Origin of the sequence: Staphylococcus carnosus (assembly GCF_900458435.1) — a bacterium.
Taxonomy (GTDB): Bacteria; Bacillota; Bacilli; order Staphylococcales; family Staphylococcaceae; genus Staphylococcus; species Staphylococcus carnosus.
Genome location: NZ_UHCT01000001.1, coordinates 1,539,754 through 1,563,483, shown reverse-complemented (window position 1 = coordinate 1,563,483; position 23,730 = coordinate 1,539,754). Strand labels below are relative to the sequence as shown.

16 protein-coding genes, 1 pseudogene and 1 riboswitch are annotated in these 23,730 nt (G+C 35.6%); of the genes and pseudogenes, 13 read left to right on the top strand and 4 right to left on the bottom strand.

Annotated features, from left to right (window positions below; genetic code table 11):
- The first annotated feature begins 102 nt into the window (after positions 1-102).
- Positions 103-564 carry a 1,4-dihydroxy-2-naphthoyl-CoA hydrolase MenI gene (menI, locus tag DYE31_RS07525; protein WP_015900241.1) on the top strand — a complete coding sequence of 154 codons (462 nt, stop codon included), beginning with the start codon at positions 103-105 and terminating at the stop codon, positions 562-564.
- A 54-nt stretch (positions 565-618) separates the two neighbouring features.
- On the opposite strand, the gene DYE31_RS07520 is transcribed toward menI, so the two are convergent.
- Complete coding sequence (locus DYE31_RS07520) at positions 619-936, bottom strand: HesB/YadR/YfhF family protein (RefSeq protein ID WP_015900242.1); 318 nt, start codon at positions 934-936, stop codon at positions 619-621.
- Positions 937-1,142: 206 nt separating this feature from the next.
- The gene (plsY, locus tag DYE31_RS07515; RefSeq protein ID WP_015900243.1) at positions 1,143-1,751 is read right to left on the bottom strand and encodes a glycerol-3-phosphate 1-O-acyltransferase PlsY; all 609 of its coding nucleotides are present in this window, start codon (positions 1,749-1,751) and stop codon (positions 1,143-1,145) included.
- A gap of 290 nt (positions 1,752-2,041) precedes the next feature.
- Between plsY and parE the strand changes: the two genes are divergently transcribed.
- The 10 genes from parE (at position 2,042) to DYE31_RS07465 (ending at position 20,281) form a co-directional block, all read left to right on the top strand.
- Positions 2,042-4,042 (top strand): DNA topoisomerase IV subunit B, encoded by a 2,001-nt coding sequence (parE, locus tag DYE31_RS07510; RefSeq protein WP_015900244.1) that lies wholly within the window; start codon positions 2,042-2,044, stop codon positions 4,040-4,042.
- Positions 4,039-6,465 (top strand): DNA topoisomerase IV subunit A, encoded by a 2,427-nt coding sequence (parC, locus tag DYE31_RS07505; protein WP_015900245.1) that lies wholly within the window; start codon positions 4,039-4,041, stop codon positions 6,463-6,465. The genes parE and parC overlap by 4 nt, the downstream gene beginning before the upstream one ends.
- 291 nt (positions 6,466-6,756) lie before the next feature.
- Complete coding sequence (alsT, locus tag DYE31_RS07500; protein WP_015900246.1) at positions 6,757-8,220, top strand: glutamine transporter AlsT; 1,464 nt, start codon at positions 6,757-6,759, stop codon at positions 8,218-8,220.
- Positions 8,221-8,399: 179 nt separating this feature from the next.
- Positions 8,400-9,263 (top strand): glucose PTS transporter transcription antiterminator GlcT, encoded by an 864-nt coding sequence (gene glcT / locus DYE31_RS07495; protein WP_015900247.1) that lies wholly within the window; start codon positions 8,400-8,402, stop codon positions 9,261-9,263.
- Positions 9,264-9,385: 122 nt separating this feature from the next.
- On the top strand, positions 9,386-11,413 hold the full coding sequence (gene ptsG, locus DYE31_RS07490) for a glucose-specific PTS transporter subunit IIBC (protein ID WP_015900248.1): 2,028 nt from the start codon (positions 9,386-9,388) through the stop codon (positions 11,411-11,413).
- Positions 11,414-11,552: 139 nt separating this feature from the next.
- Positions 11,553-13,622 carry a glucose-specific PTS transporter subunit IIBC gene (gene ptsG, locus DYE31_RS07485; protein ID WP_174221508.1) on the top strand — a complete coding sequence of 690 codons (2,070 nt, stop codon included), beginning with the start codon at positions 11,553-11,555 and terminating at the stop codon, positions 13,620-13,622.
- A 214-nt stretch (positions 13,623-13,836) separates the two neighbouring features.
- A complete protein-coding gene (locus DYE31_RS07480) occupies positions 13,837-15,063 on the top strand; it encodes an AI-2E family transporter (protein WP_015900250.1) in 1,227 nt (408 codons plus the stop codon).
- A 173-nt stretch (positions 15,064-15,236) separates the two neighbouring features.
- A complete protein-coding gene (gene mprF / locus DYE31_RS07475; protein WP_015900251.1) occupies positions 15,237-17,762 on the top strand; it encodes a bifunctional lysylphosphatidylglycerol flippase/synthetase MprF in 2,526 nt (841 codons plus the stop codon).
- 183 nt (positions 17,763-17,945) lie between these two features.
- A riboswitch (SAM riboswitch) is annotated at positions 17,946-18,043 on the top strand.
- A 62-nt stretch (positions 18,044-18,105) separates the two neighbouring features.
- Positions 18,106-19,386: an O-acetylhomoserine aminocarboxypropyltransferase/cysteine synthase family protein gene (locus tag DYE31_RS07470; protein WP_015900252.1), complete on the top strand. Its 1,281-nt coding sequence runs from the start codon at positions 18,106-18,108 to the stop codon at positions 19,384-19,386.
- A gap of 1 nt (position 19,387) precedes the next feature.
- On the top strand, positions 19,388-20,281 hold the full coding sequence (locus DYE31_RS07465) for a homoserine O-acetyltransferase/O-succinyltransferase family protein (protein WP_015900253.1): 894 nt from the start codon (positions 19,388-19,390) through the stop codon (positions 20,279-20,281).
- A gap of 76 nt (positions 20,282-20,357) precedes the next feature.
- On the opposite strand, the gene msrA is transcribed toward DYE31_RS07465, so the two are convergent.
- A complete protein-coding gene (gene msrA, locus DYE31_RS07460; RefSeq protein ID WP_015900254.1) occupies positions 20,358-20,873 on the bottom strand; it encodes a peptide-methionine (S)-S-oxide reductase MsrA in 516 nt (171 codons plus the stop codon).
- A 141-nt stretch (positions 20,874-21,014) separates the two neighbouring features.
- Here msrA and DYE31_RS07455 point away from each other — a divergent pair, with 141 nt between their 5' ends.
- Positions 21,015-22,031 carry an LCP family protein gene (locus DYE31_RS07455; protein ID WP_015900255.1) on the top strand — a complete coding sequence of 339 codons (1,017 nt, stop codon included), beginning with the start codon at positions 21,015-21,017 and terminating at the stop codon, positions 22,029-22,031.
- Between the two features lie 59 nt (positions 22,032-22,090).
- Here DYE31_RS07455 and DYE31_RS07450 read toward each other — a convergent pair whose 3' ends face one another.
- Complete coding sequence (locus DYE31_RS07450; protein WP_015900256.1) at positions 22,091-22,276, bottom strand: 2-hydroxymuconate tautomerase; 186 nt, start codon at positions 22,274-22,276, stop codon at positions 22,091-22,093.
- A 160-nt stretch (positions 22,277-22,436) separates the two neighbouring features.
- Between DYE31_RS07450 and DYE31_RS07445 the strand changes: the two are divergent.
- Positions 22,437-23,700: pseudogene (locus tag DYE31_RS07445) on the top strand (Y-family DNA polymerase).
- The last annotated feature ends 30 nt before the right edge of the window (positions 23,701-23,730 follow it).

Sequence of the window (23,730 nt, the reverse complement as noted above, 5' to 3'; positions counted from 1 at the left end):
GGCTTGAATAGATTGAGGCTGAGATAGTGTCCTTACTATCTTAGTCTCTTTTATTTGTGATATGATAATTAAGCAAATGAGTATAGAAAGCGTGGTAAAAACATGATTTACAGTATTACTGAAATTGAAGCAAGATATCAAGAAACCGATAAGATGGGATTTATCTATCATGGTAATTATGCGACTTGGTTTGAAGTTGCACGTACTGATTATATTAGCAAGTTAGGTTTCAATTATGCAGATATGGAAAAACGCGGTATTATCTCACCTGTTACTGATTTAAATATTAAGTATATTAAACCTGTGACTTATCCAGAGAAAGTAAGAATTAAAACATGGGTAGAACGTTATTCCCGCATTCGCTCATTATATTGTTATGAAATTTATAATGAAAATGATGAAGTCACTACTAAAGGTTCTACTGAATTGATATGTATGACTGAAGATACACGTACACCTATACGTCTAGATCGCCATTTTCCAGATTGGCATGAAACTTATCAAGAAGTGGAAAAAAGAAATAGAGCGGGAGAAAATTTTGAGGTTACAAACGGAATTGAATAGATAATGAAAAACGCGCAGCTGCTTTAACAACTGCGCGTTCAATCTAACTCTATATTATGATGCATTAGAAGCGTTATTGTGTACAAATTCAATTTCATCACGGTTATCTACATCGATAGTTAAATCTTCACCATCGAAATACCATAAGTCTTTTTCGGCAATAATGACATCTACTCCATTGAAATCTTGTTCAAAGCCGATTTCTACGGCTTGATCTGATTTATTGTCAATGTTGAACGCTGGACTGAAACCTTGTTTTAATTGTTTTTCTCCGCCATAACGTACGAAAAATTTGATTGCTTTATCTGATTGCGGTAACTCAAATTCATCTTTAAACCATTTCACTGCGTTATCTGTAAGTTTGAATTCCATGGTAAAAACTCCTCTCATTATTACCGGATATTTATAAATCAAAATAACTGATGATTTATATAATGCATTATAACCGTTTTGTTGTGTAATTTAACATGAAATCGCAAATTTTTTTGGAAAAATTTACTTAGAGTACAAATATTCTTCATAATTACTTTAAAAAAATAATAAAAACTGGAGCATTAAAATGCCCCAGTTCGTTTCATTTACATCCATTTAATTTTAGGTTCCTCACCTTTAAAGATACGTACAATGTTAGTACGATGTCTAAAAATCAAGAGAATTGCTACAATAATACTTACGACTAGTAGGATGTAATCATGAATAATCAAAGATCCGATGACACAGCAAATAGCCGCGACAATACTTGATAGTGATACATATTTTGTTAAGTATAAGGTAAGGAAAAAGATTGCTGCTAATATTAATAATAATATTGGGGCTACTCCTAGTACGACACCCGCACTTGTTGCAACAGCTTTACCACCATGAAATTTCAAGAAAATTGGATAGACATGGCCTAAAATTGCAAAGACACCGACGATTAATCCATTTGTGAAAAATTCACTGATAGGACCTGTCGGATGTACTGGGAACAATAACGGAAAGAAAACCACAATAAAACCTTTAAATATATCTAAAAATGTAACGACAAAACCAGCTGGACGACCTAATACACGAAAGCTGTTTGTAGCACCTGTATTGCCGCTTCCAAATTGTCTGATGTCTTTCTTGAAGAATATTTTACCGATGATAACTCCGCTCGGGAATGAACCTACAATGTAGGCGAGCAAAAGCATAAGCACAATCATCATTTTGCATGACACATCCTTTGTTGATGATAACGTTATTTTACCATATATGAGTTATAGTTTGATGACCTAGGAAAGATTTTTTCTACACATTTTACAAATGATAGAATTAAACGTCAATACTTGAAGACACATGATAGAAATTTGTATATACAAGAATATATTTTACACATAACACAAATTGATACGTCATTAAAAATAATTTCTGGCTTGCAATTTGCCAGATTTTAAGTAAGAATGTTTAATGTAATGTTTTATTAACGAACGTATGTTTGTAGGAGGCGAAGAATCGATTGGCAACAAATAAACGACAAAATTATTCGGATGATTCAATTCAAGTTCTTGAAGGATTAGAAGCAGTCCGCAAAAGACCGGGGATGTATATTGGGTCAACCGATAAAAGAGGTTTGCACCATTTAGTATATGAAATCGTAGATAACTCAGTCGATGAAGTATTGAACGGTTTCGGTAATGAAATTAAAGTGACTATCAATAAAGACGATAGTATTACAGTAGAAGATAACGGACGAGGTATGCCGACGGGTATTCATAAATCAGGAAAGCCTACAGTAGAAGTTATCTTTACGATATTGCACGCCGGCGGTAAATTCGGCCAAGGCGGCTATAAAACTTCTGGTGGTTTGCACGGCGTAGGTGCTTCAGTAGTTAATGCGCTGAGCGAATGGTTAGATGTAGAAATATATCGAGACGGATATATTTACGAACAAAAATTTAACAAAGGCGGATTGCCTGCAACAGGATTAGAAAAGAAAGGGAAGACACGTAAAAAAGGTACGAAAGTCACTTTCAAACCTAATCCTGAAATCTTTAAATCAACAACAGCCTTCAACTTCGATACATTAAGCGAACGCCTGCAAGAGTCTGCGTTCCTTCTGAAAGATTTAAAAATTACTTTGACAGATTTACGTTCTGGTAAAGAGCGAGAAGAAATCTATCATTATGAAGAAGGTATCAAAGAATTTGTCAGTTACGTCAATGAAGGAAAAGAAGTATTGCATGATGTTTCTACTTTTTCTGGTGAATCACATGGTATCGAAGTAGATGTTGCCTTCCAATACAATGATCAATACTCTGAAAGTATCTTGAGTTTTGTCAACAACGTACGTACCAAAGACGGCGGAACACACGAAGTCGGATTTAAAACGGCGATGACACGTGTGTTTAACGATTACGCTCGTCGAATTGGTGAATTGAAAGCGAAAGATAAGAACTTAGAAGGTAACGATATCCGAGAAGGTTTAACTGCTATTATTTCAGTACGTATCCCTGAAGAGTTATTGCAATTCGAAGGACAAACAAAGTCGAAATTAGGAACTGCAGAAGCGCGTAGTGCTGTAGATTCTGTAATTACTGAGAAATTACCTTACTACTTAGAAGAAAAAGGCCAACTTTCAAAATCGCTTGTGAAAAAAGCAGTAAAAGCGCAACAAGCGCGTGAAGCCGCACGTAAAGCACGTGAAGATGCACGTACGGGCAAGAAAAATAAGCGTAAAGATACATTGTTATCTGGTAAATTAACACCAGCACAAAGTAAAAATACTGAGAAAAAAGAATTGTATCTTGTAGAGGGCGACTCTGCAGGCGGTTCAGCTAAATTAGGCCGTGACCGTAAATATCAAGCCATTTTGCCATTACGCGGTAAAGTCATCAACACAGAAAAAGCCCGTTTAGATGATATCTTTAAAAATGAAGAAATTAACACTATCATCCATACTATCGGTGCAGGTGTTGGGAATGAATTCAAAATTGAAGACAGCAACTATAACCGTGTCATTATTATGACAGATGCTGATACCGATGGAGCCCATATCCAAGTATTGCTTTTAACTTTCTTTTTCAAATATATGAAACCGCTCGTACAAGCAGGACGTGTTTTCATCGCATTGCCGCCACTTTATAAATTAGAAAAAGGTAAAGGCAAATCTAAAAAAGTAGAATATGCTTGGACAGATGAAGAATTAGAAAAATTACAGAAAAAACTCGGTAAAGGTTTCAGCTTGCAACGTTATAAAGGTTTAGGTGAAATGAATCCTGACCAATTATGGGAAACAACAATGAATCCTGAAACGAGAACATTAATCAGAGTCCAAGTTGAAGATGAAGTACGTTCATCTAAACGTGTCACAACACTTATGGGTGATAAAGTAGCTCCTAGACGTGAATGGATTGAACGTCACGTTGAATTCGGACTTCAAGAAGATCAAAGTATTTTGGAGAACGATGAAATCCAAATCTTAGATCAAGATGAATATGGTGAGGAGGAAGAAAATTGAGCGAAATTATCCAAGACCTTTCGTTAGAAGATGTAATTGGCGACCGCTTCGGCAGATACAGTAAATACATCATCCAAGAACGTGCATTACCTGATGTACGTGACGGATTAAAACCTGTACAACGCCGTATTTTGTATGCAATGTACGATAGCGGCAATACTTATGATAAAAACTTCCGTAAAAGTGCCAAAACAGTCGGGGATGTCATCGGACAGTATCATCCGCATGGTGATTCATCTGTTTATGATGCAATGGTACGTTTAAGTCAAGAATGGAAATTACGTCATGTCTTAATTGAAATGCATGGTAATAATGGTAGTATCGATAATGATCCGCCTGCTGCAATGCGTTATACAGAAGCAAAATTAAGCCGGTTATCAGAAGAATTGCTGCGTGATATTAATAAAGATACGGTACCTTTTGTACCGAACTATGACGATACAACAACAGAACCAATGGTATTGCCAGCAAGATTCCCGAACCTTTTAATCAATGGCTCAACAGGTATTTCTGCAGGTTATGCAACTGATATCCCACCTCATAATTTAGGTGAAGTCATCCAAGCAACATTGAAATATATCGACAATCCAGATATCAGTGTCAGCCAGTTGATGAAATATGTGAAAGGCCCTGACTTTCCGACTGGCGGTATTATTCAAGGTATCGATGGTATTAAAAAAGCATATGAAACAGGAAAAGGCCGTATCGTAGTACGTTCTACAGTAGAAACTGAGACGTTGAGAAGCGGACGACAAGAATTAATTGTCACTGAAATTCCATATGAAGTGAATAAAAGTGCCCTTGTGAAAAAAATCGATGAATTACGTGCTGATAAACGTGTCGATGGTATTGTTGAAGTACGTGATGAAACAGACAGAACAGGCTTGCGTATTGCGATTGAATTGAAGAAAGATGTAAATAGCGATGCCATCTTAAACTTCTTATATAAAAACACAGATTTACAAATCTCATATAACTTCAACATGGTCGCAATTAGTGACGGCCGTCCTAAATTAATGGGCATCCGTGAAATTATCGACAGTTATTTAAATCACCAAATTGATGTTGTAACTAAACGTACACGTTATGATTTATTCCATGCTGAAAAACGTATGCATATTGTAGAAGGTTTAATGAAAGCTTTATCAGTGTTAGATGAAGTTATCGCAATCATCCGCGGTTCTAAAAACAAAAAAGATGCAAAAGATAATTTAGTAGCTGAATTTGATTTTACAGAAGAACAAGCAGAAGCGATTGTGACTTTACAATTATATCGTCTAACAAATACTGATATTGTCGCATTAGAAAAAGAACATGGTGAATTAGAAGCTAAAATTAATGATTTACGTAACATTTTAGATAATCACGATGCATTATTAAACGTGATTAAAGATGAATTAAAAGAAATTCGTACACGCTTTAAAACAGAACGTCTATCACGTATTGAAGCAGAAATTGCTGAAATTAAAATTTCTAAAGAAGTCATTGTTCCAAGTGAAGAAACTATTTTAAGTTTATCTCGCGATGGATATATCAAACGTACGTCTGTACGTAGTTTCAATGCAAACCGTGTAGATGAAGTTGGTTTGAAAGAGGGCGATGCATTACTGAGCCACCTTGAAACTAATACACAGCACATTGCTTTAGTCTTTACGAACAAAGGACGTTATCTCTATCTTCCAGTACACAAATTACCAGATGTAAAATGGAAAGATTTAGGTCAGCACATTTCACAACTCGTGCCGATAGAAAATGATGAATATGTGCTTGATGTCTTCACAGAACCAGACTTTAAACAAAATGCTGACTATATCATGGCGACGAAAAACGGCATGATTAAGAAAAGTGAACTTGAACTCTTTAAAACAACACGCTTTAATAAACCATTAATTGCGATGAAATTAAAAGATAACGATGAATTGATTAATGTGATGCGTATTGAAGCAGATCAACTGATTACGATTGTGACACATACAGGTATGTCACTTACTTATTCAACAGATGAATTATCTAGTACTGGCTTGCGTGCAGCGGGGGTTAAATCCATCAATCTGAAAGACGATGATGTAGTAGAAATGACACAGCTCATTCAACCGAACGACACGATATTGATGGCGACACAACGTGGTGCAGTCAAACGGATCGGATTTAAAGTTTTATCAGAAGCCAAACGTGCACAACGCGGTATCAAGCTTCTGAAAGAATTGAAATCAAGACCTCACCGTATTGTCGGTGCGGATGTCATCTCAGATCCAGAGAGTATCTATACTATCTATTCAAATAAAGATAGTTTTTCTGGAAAAGTAAGCGATATTCATCTTACTGAACAATATACAAATGGTTCATTTGTAGTGGATACAGATGAATTCGGTGAAGTGAATGCACTTTCTGTAAGTGTGCCTGAAACTTCAAAGGATGAATAATTAAAATTAATTGCTGTTTGAATAGGTTATGACCTACTCAAACAGCTTTTTTAATAAGTGCAATTCTCTACTTTTCAAAAAAATATAGTCAGAAATATTGTAAGATGATAAAATAGAGAATAGATTAACCAAATAACAAGCGGTCAACATTCTTTTACAGAATTAAACCACTTGCTATTTTTTTGATTTTAAAGAAAGAAGAAGCAGAAATTTTAGTCTTATAGAGACTCGAATTTCAAATTCCATGTGTAACGTTTTACATAAATTTAAAGAGAATATGAGGTTTTGACATTGAAAGACTTTGATAGTTTGATCCCTGGTTGGTTTAAAGCCTTTATCAGTGTTGGAAATGATTTAATTTGGTCACAATACTTAATCGGCTTATTGCTTACTGTTGGGATTTTCTTTACCATCAGCTCCAGGTTTGTACAATTTACGTCATTTAGAGAAATGCTGCGTGCATTAGTTGAAAAACCTGAAACACTTGAAAACGGTGAAAAAGGTATTTCTCCATTCCAAGCATTTGCAATCAGTGCGGGTTCTCGTGTAGGAACTGGGAATATCGCAGGTGTAGCAACAGCAATTGTTCTTGGTGGTCCAGGTGCAGTATTTTGGATGTGGATTATTGCTTCAATCGGTGCAGCAAGTGCATTTGTAGAAGCAGTGTTAGCTCAAGTATATAAAGTGCCTGATAAAGACGGCGGTTATCGAGGCGGACCTGCATACTACATTACAAAAGGTCTTAATCAAAAATGGCTGGGTGTTGTTTTTGCAATCTTAATTACTGTCACGTTTGCTTTTGTATTTAATACAGTTCAAGCCAATACGATTGCAGAATCATTGAACACGCAATACCATATCAGTCCGGTTATTACAGGTATTATTTTAGCAGTATTAACAGCTATTATTATCTTCGGCGGTGTGCGCAGTATCGCAACGTTATCATCTATTATTGTACCGATTATGGCAATTATCTATATCGGTGTGGTACTTGTCATTTTAGTGATGAATTATGACCAAATCATCCCGATGCTTGCTACAATCTTTAAAAATGCATTCGGCGTTGAACAAGCAACAGGCGGTGCTGTCGGTGCGGCGGTATTGCAAGGGATTAAACGTGGTTTATTCTCTAACGAAGCAGGTATGGGTTCGGCTCCGAACGCGGCTGCAACTGCAGCTGTTCCGCATCCAGTTAAACAAGGTTTATTACAATCTTTAGGTGTATTCTTTGATACTATTTTGGTATGTACAGCAACAGCGATTGTTATCTTGTTATACGGCGGTTTGAAATTCGGCGACAATGCACCTCAAGGTGTTGCTGTAACGCAATCAGCTTTAAACGAACATTTAGGTAGTGCAGGCGGTATTTTCTTGACTATCGCGATTACATTATTCGCATTTTCATCTGTTATCGGTAACTATTACTATGGTCAATCTAATATTGAATTCTTATCATACAATAAGACAATATTATTTATCTTCAGATGTTTAGTTGTAGTGCTTGTATTCTTCGGTGCTGTTATTAAAACTGAAACAGTATGGAGTACAGCAGATGTATTCATGGGCTTAATGGCAATTGTCAATTTAATTGCGATTATCGGCTTATCGAATATTGCTCTTGCGGTTATGAAGGACTACTTCAGACAACGTAAAGAAGGAAAAAAACCTATTTTCAAACCAGAAAACTTAGACATTAATTTATTCGGTATTGAATGTTGGGGAGATCCATCAAAACAATTACCGAATCGCAAATAATTATATTTCAGCACACCGGAACATACTTCGGTGTTCTTTTTTTAGGAATTCTGCCAATTTCTATCTCAAGTAAAGAATAGAATGTGGTAGAATGGACACTAATATTGAATAATTATATTCTTTTTTAAAATGATGAGTACTATAATAATGATAAGAACGTATCAGAAAAGGTGGTTAGCATGAGCAACTACGTCATAGAGAAAACACTTAATAATAACGTCATTATCTGTACAGACGAAAACCAGCATCATGAAGTTGTTCTGATTGGTAAAGGTATCGGCTTCAATAAAAAGAAAGGGATGGAACTTTCTGATTCGGTAATGATTGATAAAGTTTATAAATTAGAGCAAAAGAAAGATCAAGATCATTACAAAGCATTAGTCGAAATAGCTGACGATAATGTGCTCCAAACGATTATTGAAGCAATGGATATCATTACACATGCTGACCGAACTGTAGTAGATAAAGATTTGATGGTGGCATTAACTGACCATATTTTATTTGCATATAAACGTATTAAACAACACCAATTTATTAAAAACCCTTTCTTGATTGAAACAAAGCAGCTTTACTCAGAATCTTATCAGATTGCTGTGAGTGTGATTGAACACTTGAATAAGCTTTTAGATATTGAATTTCCAGAAGATGAGATTGGTTTTATTGCATTGCATATTGCAAGCAGCAAGGATGATTTATCATTGCATGAAGTACGTTTGACAAATGAGATTATTAATAAAAGTATCTTGATTATGGAACATGATTTGAAATATAAAATTGATACAAATTCGATTCAATATCAACGCTTTATTCGTCATATTCAATTTTTGATCAGAAGACTTCAAAAAGGCGAAATAATACAAGTTAATGACGAATTCGGAAACATGTTGAAAGCGCATTATCCGCTGTGCTATAATATAGCTGTTAAAATCATTAAAATGATGCAGCAGCATCTGGATGTGGAAGTATATGAAGCGGAATTAATTTATTTAACACTGCATATCAATCACTTCACACAACAAAATGAAAAGAATACGAACGTGTAACTAATTCGATTAGGCATGAGTGATGAAGTTTGGAGCAATCCAACTTTTTTACTCATGCCTTTTTTGTTTGCTGTTGAATCTATTCTTGATATTTACAATTTCATATTTGGGAGGAAACTTTTATGTGGAAAAAGTTTTTCGGCCAGTTGCAGCGTATTGGTAAAGCATTAATGCTACCGGTTGCAATCTTGCCAGCAGCAGGTTTACTGCTTGCATTAGGTAATGCATTTCAGGGCGATGCATTGCAAAGCCTTATGCCATTCATTAAAGCAGAAGGTTTTCAAAATGTCGCAAAAATGATGGAAGGTGCCGGCGGGATTATCTTTGATAACTTGGCCATTATCTTCGCACTCGGTGTTGCAATCGGTTTAGCATCGGGTGATGGTGTTGCAGCCATTGCAGCATTTGTCGGTTTTATTGTGTTAAATAAAACAATGGGAATGTTCTTAGGAGTAACACCTGAAAAAGCAGCAGATGCTGCAACAGGATTTGCGAATGTATTAGGTATTCCTACACTGCAAACTGGGGTGTTCGGCGGTATCATCATCGGTGCACTGGCCGCATGGTGTTATAATAAATTCTATAACATTTCATTGCCGAGTTATTTAGGGTTCTTTGCTGGTAAACGTTTTGTGCCGATTATGATGGCAACTTGTTCGTTTATTTTAGCTTTCCCGATGGCGATTATTTGGCCGTCAATCCAAGGTGGATTAAATGCGTTTAGTGAAGGATTATTAGCATCTAATACTGGTCTTGCTGTATTCTTATTCGGTTTCATCAAACGTTTATTGATTCCATTCGGATTACACCATATTTTCCATGCGCCATTCTGGTTTGAATTCGGATCATATAAAAATGCAGCGGGACAAATTATTCACGGTGACCAACGTATTTTTATTGAACAAATCCGTGACAATGTACCTTTGACAGCTGGTAAATTCATGCAAGGGGAATTCCCAGTCATGATGTTCGGTTTACCGGCAGCAGCATTAGCGATTTACCAAACAGCTAAAAAAGAAAATAAAAAAGTTGTCGCAGGTTTAATGTTATCAGGTGCGTTAACTTCATTCTTAACAGGGATTACTGAACCTTTAGAGTTCTCATTCTTGTTTGTAGCACCATTATTATTCTTTATCCATGCTGTATTAGACGGATTATCATTCTTAATTTTATACTTATTAGATCTTCATCTCGGTTACACATTCTCAGGTGGTTTCATCGACTTCTTCTTACTTGGAATCTTGCCGAATAAGACACAATGGTGGCTGGTTATTCCTGTAGGATTAGTTTATGCAGCGATTTACTATATTATCTTCCGCTTCCTTATCGTTAAGTTCAACTTCAAAACTCCAGGACGCGAAGATAAAGAAGTTAAATCTTCAAACGTTGCAGCGAGTGAATTACCATTCAAAGTATTAGATGCTATGGGTGGAAAAGCTAATATTAAACATTTAGATGCTTGTATTACACGTTTACGTGTCGAAGTGAATGATAAAGCGAAAGTAGATGTTCAAGAATTAAAAGACTTAGGTGCATCAGGGGTACTTGAAGTCGGCAATAACATGCAAGCAATTTTCGGTCCGAAATCTGATCAGATCAAACATGATATGCAGCAGATTATGGATGGTAAAATTACCTCACCAGAAGAAACAACAGTGACTGAAGAAGGCGATAAAGAAACAGCTGAAATCGCAGCAGCAGGCGGCGGTGTTGTATATGCGCCGATTAAAGGGGAAGTTGTCGATATTTCAGAAGTGCCAGATAAAGTCTTCTCTGAAAAAATGATGGGTGACGGTATTGCAATCAAACCTGAAACTGGAGAAGTCGTTGCACCATTTGATGGTGTGGTTAAAATGGTCTTCCCAACGAAACACGCTATTGGTTTAGAATCTAAAGATGGTATCGAATTATTGATTCACTTCGGTTTAGAAACTGTGAAATTAGAAGGTAAAGGCTTCGATATCTTAGTGAAAGAAAACGACAATATTGTATTAGGTCAACCGTTAATGAAAGTTGATTTAGATTACATCAAAGAACATGCAGACAGTACAATTACACCAATCGTTGTAACGAACTTAAATGGTCGTACGATGGAAGTATTGCAGCACGGTGAAGTCAAACAAGGTGATAAAGTTATTTTAGTTAAATAATATCACCATTGAGAAAGACGATAAAATTATAAATTCTTTGTATGTAACAGATTTCAGACATGGACAATGAATCTAGTAAAACTAGTTTTTGTTCATGTCTTTTTTAGAATTTACAACTTAGGAGGAAACAATGAAGAATCTGTTGAAAAAGTTTTTCGGTCAATTACAGCGAATTGGTAAAGCATTAATGCTGCCAGTTGCAATTTTACCGGCCGCTGGTATTTTATTAACGTTTGGTAATGCGATGCACAACGAACAAATCTTACACTTTGCACCCTGGATGCAACATCATTATATTCAATTAATCAGTCAGATTATGGAAGCGTCAGGTCAAGTTATCTTTGACAACTTGCCATTGCTGTTTGCTATGGGTACTGCACTTGGATTAGCAGGCGGAGATGGTGTAGCAGGGATTGCAGCATTAGTCGGATACTTGATTATGAGTGCGACAATGGGAAAAATTGCAGGTATTACCATTGATGATATCTTCAGTTATGCAGATGGTGCAAAAACACTGGGACAATCTGCTAAAGATCCAGCCCATGCTTTGGTTTTAGGTATACCGACACTGCAAACAGGTGTATTCGGAGGTATCATTATCGGGGCACTTGCAGCATGGTGTTATAACAAATTCTATAATATCCAGCTGCCCCAATTCTTGGGATTCTTTGCAGGTAAACGTTTTGTGCCGATTATTACATCACTTGTAGCTATCGTAACTGGGATTGTATTAAGTTTTGTTTGGCCGCCTGTACAAGATGGTTTGAACAACTTATCTAATTTCTTATTAGGTAAAAACTTAGCATTAACGACATTTATTTTTGGTATTATTGAACGTTCTTTGATTCCGTTCGGTTTGCATCATATTTTCTATGCGCCGTTTTGGTTTGAATTTGGACATTATGTCAATGAATCCGGTAACTTAGTACGTGGTGACCAACGTATTTGGATGGCACAATATCAAGATGGTGTTCCATTTACAGCTGGCGCATTTACAACTGGTAAATATCCATTTATGATGTTCGGTCTGCCAGCAGCAGCATTTGCGATTTATCGCCAAGCGAAACCTGAACGCCGTAAAGTAGTCGGTGGTTTAATGTTATCAGCTGCGTTAACATCATTTTTAACAGGTATTACTGAACCTTTAGAATTCTCATTCTTATTTGTTGCGCCGATTCTATATGTAGCACATGTTATTTTAGCAGGTACTTCATTCTTGATTATGCACTTGCTGCATGTGCAAATCGGTATGACATTCTCAGGCGGATTTATTGATTACATTCTATATGGTTTATTATCTTGGGATCGTTCAAATGCATTATTAGTGATTCCAGTAGGTATCGCGTATGCACTGATTTACTACTTCTTATTCACATTCTTAATTAAAAAATTAAACTTGAAAACACCAGGTCGTGAGGATAAAGAAGTTGAAAGCAAAGATGTTTCTGTTAGTGAATTGCCATTTGAAGTATTAGAAGCAATGGGTAATAAAGATAATATTAAACATTTAGATGCTTGTATTACACGCTTACGTGTAGAAGTCAGAGATAAAGGATTAGTAGATGTAGAAAAATTAAAACAACTCGGCGCTTCAGGTGTGCTTGAAGTCGGTAATAACATGCAAGCAATTTTCGGTCCGAAATCTGATCAAATCAAACATGATATGCAGCAGATTATGGATGGTAAGATCACATCTCCAGCTGAAACGACAGTTACAGAAGATGGTGATGTTGAAACAGCTGAAATTGTAGCTGAAGGCGGCGCGGTAATATATGCACCGATTACAGGTGAAGCAGTTGATTTAAGCGAAGTACCAGACAAAGTCTTTTCTGCAAAAATGATGGGGGACGGTATTGCGATCAAACCTGAAACAGGAGAAGTCGTGGCACCGTTTGACGGTAAAGTGAAAATGATTTTCCCAACGAAACATGCTATTGGTTTAGAATCTAAAGATGGTATTGAACTGTTAATTCACTTCGGTTTAGAAACAGTGAAATTAGATGGGGAAGGTTTTGAAATCTTAGTCAAAGAAAATGACAATATTGTATTAGGTCAACCATTGATGAAAGTAGATTTAAATTACATCAAAGAACATGCAGATGATACAATCACTCCAATTATTATTACGAATGCAGGCAGCGCAAATATCGAGGTCTTGCATACTGGTAAAGTAGAACAAGGTGAGAAACTGCTTTTGGTGAATAATTAATATTGTTTGAAGGAGAGAGCAATCTGATACAGGTTGCTCTTTTTTGATACCTTCATACAGCATTTATCGACACTTTCAAAAAATTGTTCGGTTTCTTTTAGAATATGCGTGGTAATATATATAAGTAAAACAAGTATTTTAGCGTTAAAAGTTTCTTTTTTTACAAAGAAGCGATAAAATTATGTTTAATTAAGCACAAGGAATGGTGAATTATATGGCAAATAACGATAAGCCACAGCGTTTCTCACTGAGTGAAACGCGTTTTATGAAATTTATCGGAGGCAAGAATTTGTTATTTGGCTTAGTCATGTTGATACTTATCGGTATTGCGATTTTTATTTTTGATAAAGTCTCATACATATTCCAGCCTTTTGTGATTATTTTTAATACCATAGCGGCACCTGTTATTTTAGGATTAATTCTCTTTTATTTATTTAATCCGATTATCAACCTTATGGAGCGCTATCGGATTCCAAGATTATGGGGAATCATTATCTTATATTGTGTCGCTGTAGCAGTCATTGCATTGATTGTGAATTTATTAATCCCGGTTATCGGCGGCCAAATTAAAACTTTCAGTCATCACGTGCCTCGTTATGTTAATAAATTCAATGATATTGTTGATCGCGTGACGAGCATGTCGAGAGGTACAGGATTCTCAAGTTTTTATAGTCAGATTCAAGACCAATTAGATAAATTTGCGAAAAAAGTACCAGGTATGGTTTCAGATTATTTTGATGGCTTCGGAACAAAAGTGATGTCGTTTGCGGAAGCGGTTGTGAATGTCGGTGTTGTATTAGTTACTACACCATTTGTATTATTCTTCTTTTTAAAAGATGGTCATCACTTTAAAGAAACGGCAATTAAAGTTGTACCGCCGAAATTCCGTCAAGACTTTCATGAAGTCATTGAAAGTATGAGCTTGCAAGTCGGTTCTTACATTCAAGGTCAAATGTTTGTTTCACTGTGTATCGGTGTTCTGCTTTTCATCGGTTATTCCATTATCGGATTAGATTACAGTTTAGTACTTGCATGTATCGCAGCGGTAACAAGTGTAGTGCCTTATTTAGGACCTACTATTGCGATTTCACCAGCGATTGTCATGGCATTGATTACATCACCGATTATGCTATTGAAATTACTGATTGTGTGGACACTGGTGCAATTCTTTGAAGGTCACTTTATTTCACCTAATGTCATGGGTAAAACATTAAAAGTACACCCGCTAACAATTATTTTCGTACTTTTATGTGCTGGAAATTTATTAGGTATTGTCGGCGTTATCTTAGCAATTCCAGGTTATGCAGTCTTAAAAGTGTTAGTGATGCACCTCTTTGATATCTTCAAACGTCGTTATAACCGTTATTATGGCCAAGATTCAGAGCCTTATGAAGTATCAAGCGAAGAATGGAAAGATAACCCTAACAACGAAGTACGTTAATACAGGCACTCAAACAGGCAATGACACTTTTGTTAGGTGTGATTGCCTGTTTTTAAATTTTTAAAGTTTTAGGAATGTGGTATATTGCTATTAAGTAGTTTAGAATTATTTGTTAACAATTAAATCAAATAATTAACTTTTAATAAAAAAACAAACAAGAATTGAGTGAAAAAATGTCAAAAGAATTAAAAAGTCGTCTCCTGACAATCGCAAAAGTTGTTTTTGCGACCGTGTTATTCATTATTGTGGCCTCGATTTTATACAGAGAGATTTCTAATGTGGATTTCAAAAAGGCCTTTATTCTTTTTGAAAAATTAAATAGAGCAGAATTGACAGGTGTATTTGCATTAGGCGGTGCTTCTATCTTATTGCTCAGCTTTTATGACTTGATTATGGTACGTACCTTGAAATTGAAAATTTCAATAGGGAAGATATTCAGAATCAGTTACATTATTAATGCGCTGAACTCTATTGTCGGTTTCGGCGGTTTCATCGGTGCAGGTATGCGTTTTGCAATGTATAAAAATTACACCAAAGATACTAAAACACTGATGCACTATATTTCATTAGTTTTATTATCTATGCTGACAGGATTAAGTTTTTTATCCATCCTAGTAGTGACCCATATCTTTAATGCCTCGCATCTTTTAGATAAATATCAAGTCGTACATATTATGATGTATATCGTGGCATTATTCTTACCGGTTTTTATTATTTTTACGGTGAAAAAACCAGTACAAAAAAACCATCGTTTAACGGGTGTTTATTTAACGTTAGTATCAGCAGTTGAATGGATTGCAGCAAGTACTGTATTGTACTTCTCTTTACGTGTTGTACATTTAGATGTGCCTTATACATCTGTAATCGGTATCTTTATCATCGCTGCGATTGCAGGTCTGATCAGTTTTATTCCAGGTGGATTCGGTGCATTTGATGTTGTTATTTTAGTAGGTCTGAAACATTTAGGCTTACCTGAAGAAAAAGTACTTTTAGGACTTTTAATGTATCGTTTTGCCTATTACTTTATCCCGCTGTTAATTTCAATGATATTATCCATCTTTGAATTCGGGACATCTGCAAGACGTTATATTGAACAATCTCGTTATTACACGCCGGCTAAAGAAGTCACATCGTTTTTATTCTCTTATCAAAAAACAGTATTCTCTAAAATACCGTCATTATCTTTAGGTATCTTAGTCGCGTTGACGAGTTTGATGTTCTTATTGAATAACGTGTCGATTATATACGATGGTTTATATGATCCTAACCATATGTTTTACTACATTATCGTAACGATTCATACGAGCGCTTGTTTAATACTGATGCTGAATGTACGCGGTATTTTCCAACAAAGCCGACGTGCCATTTTATTTGCGCTTGTTGCGATTATTTTAATTTTCGGTATTACGCTTTATCTGAATACATCAATATTGCTGATGTTTTGGCTTGTTGTTTTATTCGCATTACTGGTTTACTCATTCAATAAAACAACAATTTTGAAACGCCCATTGCGCATGCGTCACATTGTGGCGATGTTTGTTGTCAGTGCGTTGATGCTGATTTTAAACCACTATGTTATTAAATTTGTATTGAATGCCTTAGATGCATATAAAATTGAGTTAGATACCTCTTTATTACGTTATTATTTATGGATGACTGCTATTGTGATTTTTATCATCGTCGCATTCATTGTATGGTTATTTGAACAAGCTTACTCTAAAGCACGACCAAAACCAGATTTTGAACGCTGTTCAGAAATTATCGAGCAATTCGGCGGCAACTATTTAAGCCACTTGATACACAGCGGAGATAAAGATGTCTTTATGGATGAGTCAAAAGAAGCGTTTGTAATGTATCGTTATAAATCCAATACACTGGTTGTATTAGGAGATCCTATCGGTAATCCAGCACGCTTCAATCATTTATTAGAATCGCTTTACGATTATGCGCTTACTATGGGTTATGAAATTATTTTCTATCAAGCAAGCGATCGTTACATGCCTTTATATCATGATTTCGGCAATCAGTTCTTTAAATTAGGTGAAGAAGCGGTTATTGATTTGACTACTTTTACGACTTCAGGTAAAAAACGCAGAGGCTTCAGAGCCACTTTAAATAAAATTGCAGATCAAGAAATCGAATTTGAAATTATTGATCCGCCGTTTTCAAAAGAGTTGTTTGCGCAGCTTAAACATGTCAGTGATGCATGGTTGGATGGCAAAAATGAAATGCATTTTTCTGTCGGTCAATTTACAGAAAGTTATATCTCAAAAGCACCTGTCGGTATTTTGAAAGAAAAAGACGGTAAAATTATCGCTTTTTGCAGTTTAATGCCGACGCATTATAATGATTCTATTTCAGTGGATTTAATCCGCTGGCTGCCGGATGTTGATTTACCGTTAATGGATGGTTTGTATTTGCACATGCTGTTATGGGGGCAAGAACATGATTATAAAGCTTTCAACATGGGTATGGCGACACTTTCTAATGTGGGACAAACTGAATTTTCATATTTGAATGAACGTATCGCAGGCCGTATTTTTGAACACTTTAATAATTTATACCGCTTCCGCGGCTTAAGACAGTATAAAGAAAAATTTAAACCACATTGGGAACCGAGATACTTAGTGTATTCAAGACATAGTTCACTTGGACAGAATATGATTAAAGTACTTCGTGTTATCCGCTCTAAAAATTAGTAATATTATCAACCTGATTGTCTGGATTAAGGCAATCAGGTTTTTTGTGATTAAAACACTTTGTTTAACAACTTTTTAAAGTAGCGTAAGGGAATGTAAAAAATTATCTGATTTTCAGAAAAACGAGAATAGTCTGTTGACAATGGGTGAGATTAGTTTTATACTCTGAATTAAATTAAATAAAACTTATCCAGAATGGTGGAGGGACTGGCCCGACGATACCAGGCAACCTATTTAAGTTAGGTGCTAATTCCAGCAGGTGAAGACCTGAAAGATAAGAGATCTTTAAGTCTATCTTTTCAGGTAGGCTATTTTTTTATGTTAAATAAGGAGGAAATGGAACATGACAAACGATTTTAAATTTGAGACATTACAATTACACGCAGGGCAAGAGGTGGATTCGGCTTCGCATTCAAGAGCAGTACCAATTTACCAAACGACATCATTCACATTTGACGACACACAACACGCAGCAGATTTATTTGGTTTGAATGCACTCGGTAATATCTACTCTCGTTTAACTAACCCGACTGTAGCAGTATTTGAAACACGTGTAGCTGAATTAGAAGGCGGTTCTGCAGGGGTAGCAGTATCTTCAGGTATGGCAGCGATTACGTATGCGGTACAAACCGTTGCTGAAGCAGGAGACCATATTGTAGCGAGCTCTACATTATATGGCGGTACGTATACTTTATTCAACCATACATTGCCGAAATACGGTATCGATGTTTCTATTGTCGACAGCAAGAATTTGGACGAAGTAAAAAATGCGATTAAAGACAATACAAAAGCGATTTATATTGAAACAATCGGCAACCCTGAAGGTAATGTAGAAGATGTAGAAGCGTTGGCAGAAATTGCGCGTGAAGCAGGTATCCCGTTAATCGTAGATAATACATTTGCTTCTCCGTACTTATTCAGACCGATTGAACATGGTGCGAATATTGTAGTGCACTCTGCAACTAAGTTTATTGGCGGTCATGGTACTTCTATGGGCGGTGTGGTTGTAGATGGAGGCAACTTCGATTGGAAACAAAATGATAAATTCCCTGGATTGACAGAACCAGATCCTTCTTATCATGATTTAGTATTTGCAGATGCATTTGGTGAAGCGGCATTAGCATTTAAAATCAGAACAACATTATTACGTGATACAGGGGCTTGTTTATCTCCATTGAATGCTTTCTTATTACTTCAAGGTTTAGAAACATTGTCTTTAAGAATGGAACGTCATGTTGAAAATGCTGAAAAAGTAGCTGAGTTCTTGAATAATCATGAAAAAGTAGAGTGGGTGAAATATGCAGGTTTGCCTACAAGCGAGTATTATGATTTAAAAGAAAAATACTTACCTAAAGGTGCATGTTCTATTTTCACTTTCGGTGTCAAAGGCGGTTATGATGCAGGTATCAAATTTATCGAGTCCTTAGAATTGTTCTCATTGCTTGCGAATGTGGGGGATGCTAAATCATTAGTGATTCATCCGGCTTCTACAACGCATGCTCAATTAACGCCTGAAGAACAATTGTCTGCAGGTATTACACCTGAAACAATTCGTATTTCTGTAGGACTTGAACATATTGATGATATCCTTAATGACTTAGAAAAAGGATTAGACGCGATTTAATATGCTGTTTACCAATGGAATTCCTATTCTGCCTGCATTGAAAGCAGAGCACATTGCTTTTTCAGATAAACGGATGAATGAGGGTTTGAATCTTTTAATTGTTAATTTGATGCCGGTTAAAGAAGATGCTGAAAGTCAGCTGTTACGATTATTTGGACAAACGGATCATTCGATTAATGTTGATTTTATTTATCCTGTTACCCATCAAAGCCGAACTTCTTCGAATGAACGTGCTGAGCAGTATTATAAGGAATTTGATGATATTAAGGATCATTATTATGATGGTTTGATTATGACAGGGGCACCTGTTGAACATCTTTCTTTTTCTGAAGTGGATTATGTAGAGGAATTGAAAAAAATCTATGATTGGTCTGATAGACATGTGAAGTTGCGTATGTTTATCTGCTGGGGCGCACAGTTTGCATTGAATTACCGATATGGGATTCAAAAAAGAATGTTTCCTGAAAAGATGACGGGGATTTATCGTTATCACATTATGCAAGAACATCCTGTATTAGATGCGATTCCTGAATATATTATTCCACAGTCTCGCGGTTCGTTTATGGATCCTTATGAGGTGATGGATGAAGCGGATTTAGATGTGATTACGTATAGTCCTTATACGGGAGTAGATTTTATCTCTAATCAAGCACGGACGGATTTATATATCGGCGGTCATTTTGAGTATGAAGCGGATACGTTGTTGAATGAGTATGTGAGAGATAGAGAGAAGAATGGGGAAGCGGCGGCTAAACCTAAAAATTACTTCCGTGGAGATACGCTTAAACCACTTCCAGCGTATTGGATTCCATTTGCGCAGCAATTATTCCAAAATTGGACTGATATGATGGAAAAAAATAGATGGCATCATGATGAAATTAATATTTTAGAATGATAGTAGAATGTTTATAAATATAAATATGGTAAGAAAGTCTATTGTTTTAGGCTCTCTTACCATATTTTTGTGCTGCTTATTTATTTTGTTGTTGTTTGATTGCTTCGCGCTGTTGTTCTTCTTCAGCAAAACGCTCAGGGTTCTTTTTGTAAAAGTCTTGATGATATTCTTCTGCCTCATAGAATTCAGAAACAGGCAAAATTTGAGTGGCAATTGCTTTATCTCGATTTATCGTAGATTTCAGCTCTTCAATATATTGTTCTGCAGTTTCTCGCTGGTCTTCATTTGTATAAAAAATAGCAGTACGATATTGAGAACCGCGATCTTGATATTGACCTTCTGCATCAGTTGGATCGATGACAGAAAAGAAAATTTCTAATAATTTATGATAAGAAAACAGTGCCACGTCATATTCTACTTTGACAGTTTCTAAATGACCTGTTTCTCCTTTTTTGACTTCTTCATAAGTCGGATTTTCTACTGTGCCGCCCATATAACCAGATGTCACTTTTTCAATGCCATCATATGAATCGAAAGGCTTGGTCATACACCAGAAACACCCGCCTGCAAAGTATGCAGTGTTGATATTCATGTTATCTATCCTTTCTTTTTCTGGGACCTTAGTACCATTTGCTTATAAAACACTTGATTTTTAAAAGAAATTTATATAACTTTAGTATGTATTAATTATATTACATAGACTGTTAATTTTGAAGATATAAGGTTGGTTAAAATGACTGAAGAAGACAAACAAAAAGAAAATTATAAAAGAAGTAGCAACAATCCACCTCCGCCACGTAAAAAAAGAATGAAGAAAAAGATACGTAAATTACCATTTATTTTACTGGGTATACTCATTATTTTGATAGCATTTATTGTTTATGCTGTTTCTGGTTACAAAAGTGGTATTGATTATGCGAAAAAGCATAATTCAAATATGAAAGTTCAAAAATTTAACGGTCCTGTTAAAAACGACGGAAAAATTTCAATTCTGCTCTTAGGTGCCGATAAATCTGAAGGCGGTAAATCTCGTACAGACTCAATTATGGTCGCGCAATATGACTATATTCATAAAAAAATGAAAATTGTATCTGTGATGCGTGATACATACGCTAAAATACCAGGTTATAGAAACTATAAAATTAATGCTGCTTATTCATTAGGCGGCCCTGAATTATTACGTAAATCGCTGGTAGAAAATTATGGTATTGATCCGGAATACTATGCTGTGATTGATTTTAAAGGTTTTGAAAAAATGATTGATGAATTAGCACCTCAAGGTGTGCCAATTGATGTAGAAAAAGATATGTCTGAATTAATTGGAGTATCATTGAAAAAAGGTCATCATAATTTAAATGGTAAAGAATTACTTGGTTATGCACGTTTCCGTCATGACCCAGAAGGTGACTTTGGACGAGTGCGCAGACAACAACAAGTAATCAAAGCACTTAAACAAGAAATGACAAAACCAGGTGCGATATTTAAATTACCGAAAGTAGCAGGTATTTTAAGAGGATATTTAAATACTGACATTCCGGATTCTGCATTGATGCAAACAGGTATTAATTTTGGTATCAGAGGAGATAAGGACGTTCAAACATTGACTGTTCCGATGAAAGGAACGTATCAAGATATCCAAACGGCTGAAAGCGGTAGTGCGTTAGAAGTAGACAAACCTAAGAATAAAAAAGCAATCCAAGAATTCTTAAACGATAATTCTAAAAAGGGTAACCAACAAAGTAAAAAATAATTAAAAGCCTGAGAAGTTAAGTTTTGAACTTAATTTCTCAGGCTTTCTTGTTATCAATATTATTGATCTGATTTTCTTACGCCGCCAACACCATAATGTGTAGGTTTCATTTCTTCTAATACAACGCTGATAGCATTGCGGTCTGCTTTTGTAGTTTTCTCTACAGCATCTGTTACTTCTTTTACTAAATCTTTTAATTGTTCATCAGAACGACCTTCGATTAATTTGATATTCACGAGTGGCATGTGAATTCCTCCTTTTGTTTAGTTCATAGTTATTATAGCACTTTTAAATTAGAATATTCAAAATTTGAATAATTTAAAAACAGAACATTTGTTCTTTAAGTTGTTGAATAAGAACAAATGTTCGCATATAATAAAAGTATCAAATTGCGGGGGCGATAATATGTATGATTATCATTTATTAGAGGACAGAGATATATTGTGTATTGATCAAAAAAGTTTCTTTGCAAGTGTTTCATGTATATCTAAAGGTCTTGATCCTATGAAAACGAAATTGGCAGTTGTCGCAGATACCAAACGCCAAGGTTCTGTTGTATTAGCAGCAACACCGCCGTTAAAAGAAATTGGTATTAAAACAGGTTCAAGACTGTTTGAAATACCGCATCGTAATGATATTTATATTATTAATCCAAGCATGCGCAAGTATTTAGATGTCTCTATTATGATTTCTAAAATAGCTTTGCAATACGTACCTCCAGAAGATTTACACCAATATAGTATTGACGAGTTTTTTATGGATGTGACAGACAGCTATCATCGTTTCAGCAGTACATTACATTCTTTTTGTATCAAACTTATGAAAGAAATTTATGATAAAACACAAATCTATTGTACTGTTGGTATCGGTTCTAATATGCTGTTAAGCAAGTTAGCAATGGATATTGAGGCAAAACACCAACCCAATCGCATTGCTGAATGGCGCTACCAAGATGTCCCTGAAAAATTATGGAATATAAAACCGCTTAATAAATTTTGGGGAATCAATAAACGAACAGAAAAGAAATTAAATAAACGCGGTATTTTTACCATTGGAGATTTAGCACATTATCCTTATCAATATCTCAAAAGAGATTTTGGAATAAAAGGTATTGATATGCATCTGCATGCACACGGAATAGACCAAAGTAAAATTCGAGAAAAATATAAAACAACTAATCCTTCTATCTGCAAAAGTCAGATTTTGATGCGAGATTATGAATACAATGATGCCAAAGTTGTAATGCAAGAATTAATAGAGGATGCGGCAATGCGTGTTCGAATACGTAAAATGCGTGCACGTACCATTCATTTTTTCTTTCGGTTATAGAGATGGAGGCGGTGTACACAAACAATTTACATTACAAGAGCCGACCAACTTAGATAAAGAGATTTGGGAAATGGTTGAAAAATGGGCGGATAAATTATGTGAAAAAGATATGCTGTATCGTACTTTAAGCATTTCGTTAACACAATTTGTACCTGAAGGTATTCAGCAATTAAATCTATTTGTGGACGAATATGAAAGAAAACGAAGTGAAGCATTAGCTAAAACTATCGATCAACTTCAGCAAAAGTATGGAAAAGGGATTGTATCTAAAGCAGTTTCTTACACAGATGCAGGAACTAAATATGGACGTCTTGGTTTAATGGCAGGGCATAAAATGTAAAAAGCTCGTTATCCTACTTGGAATTAGGAC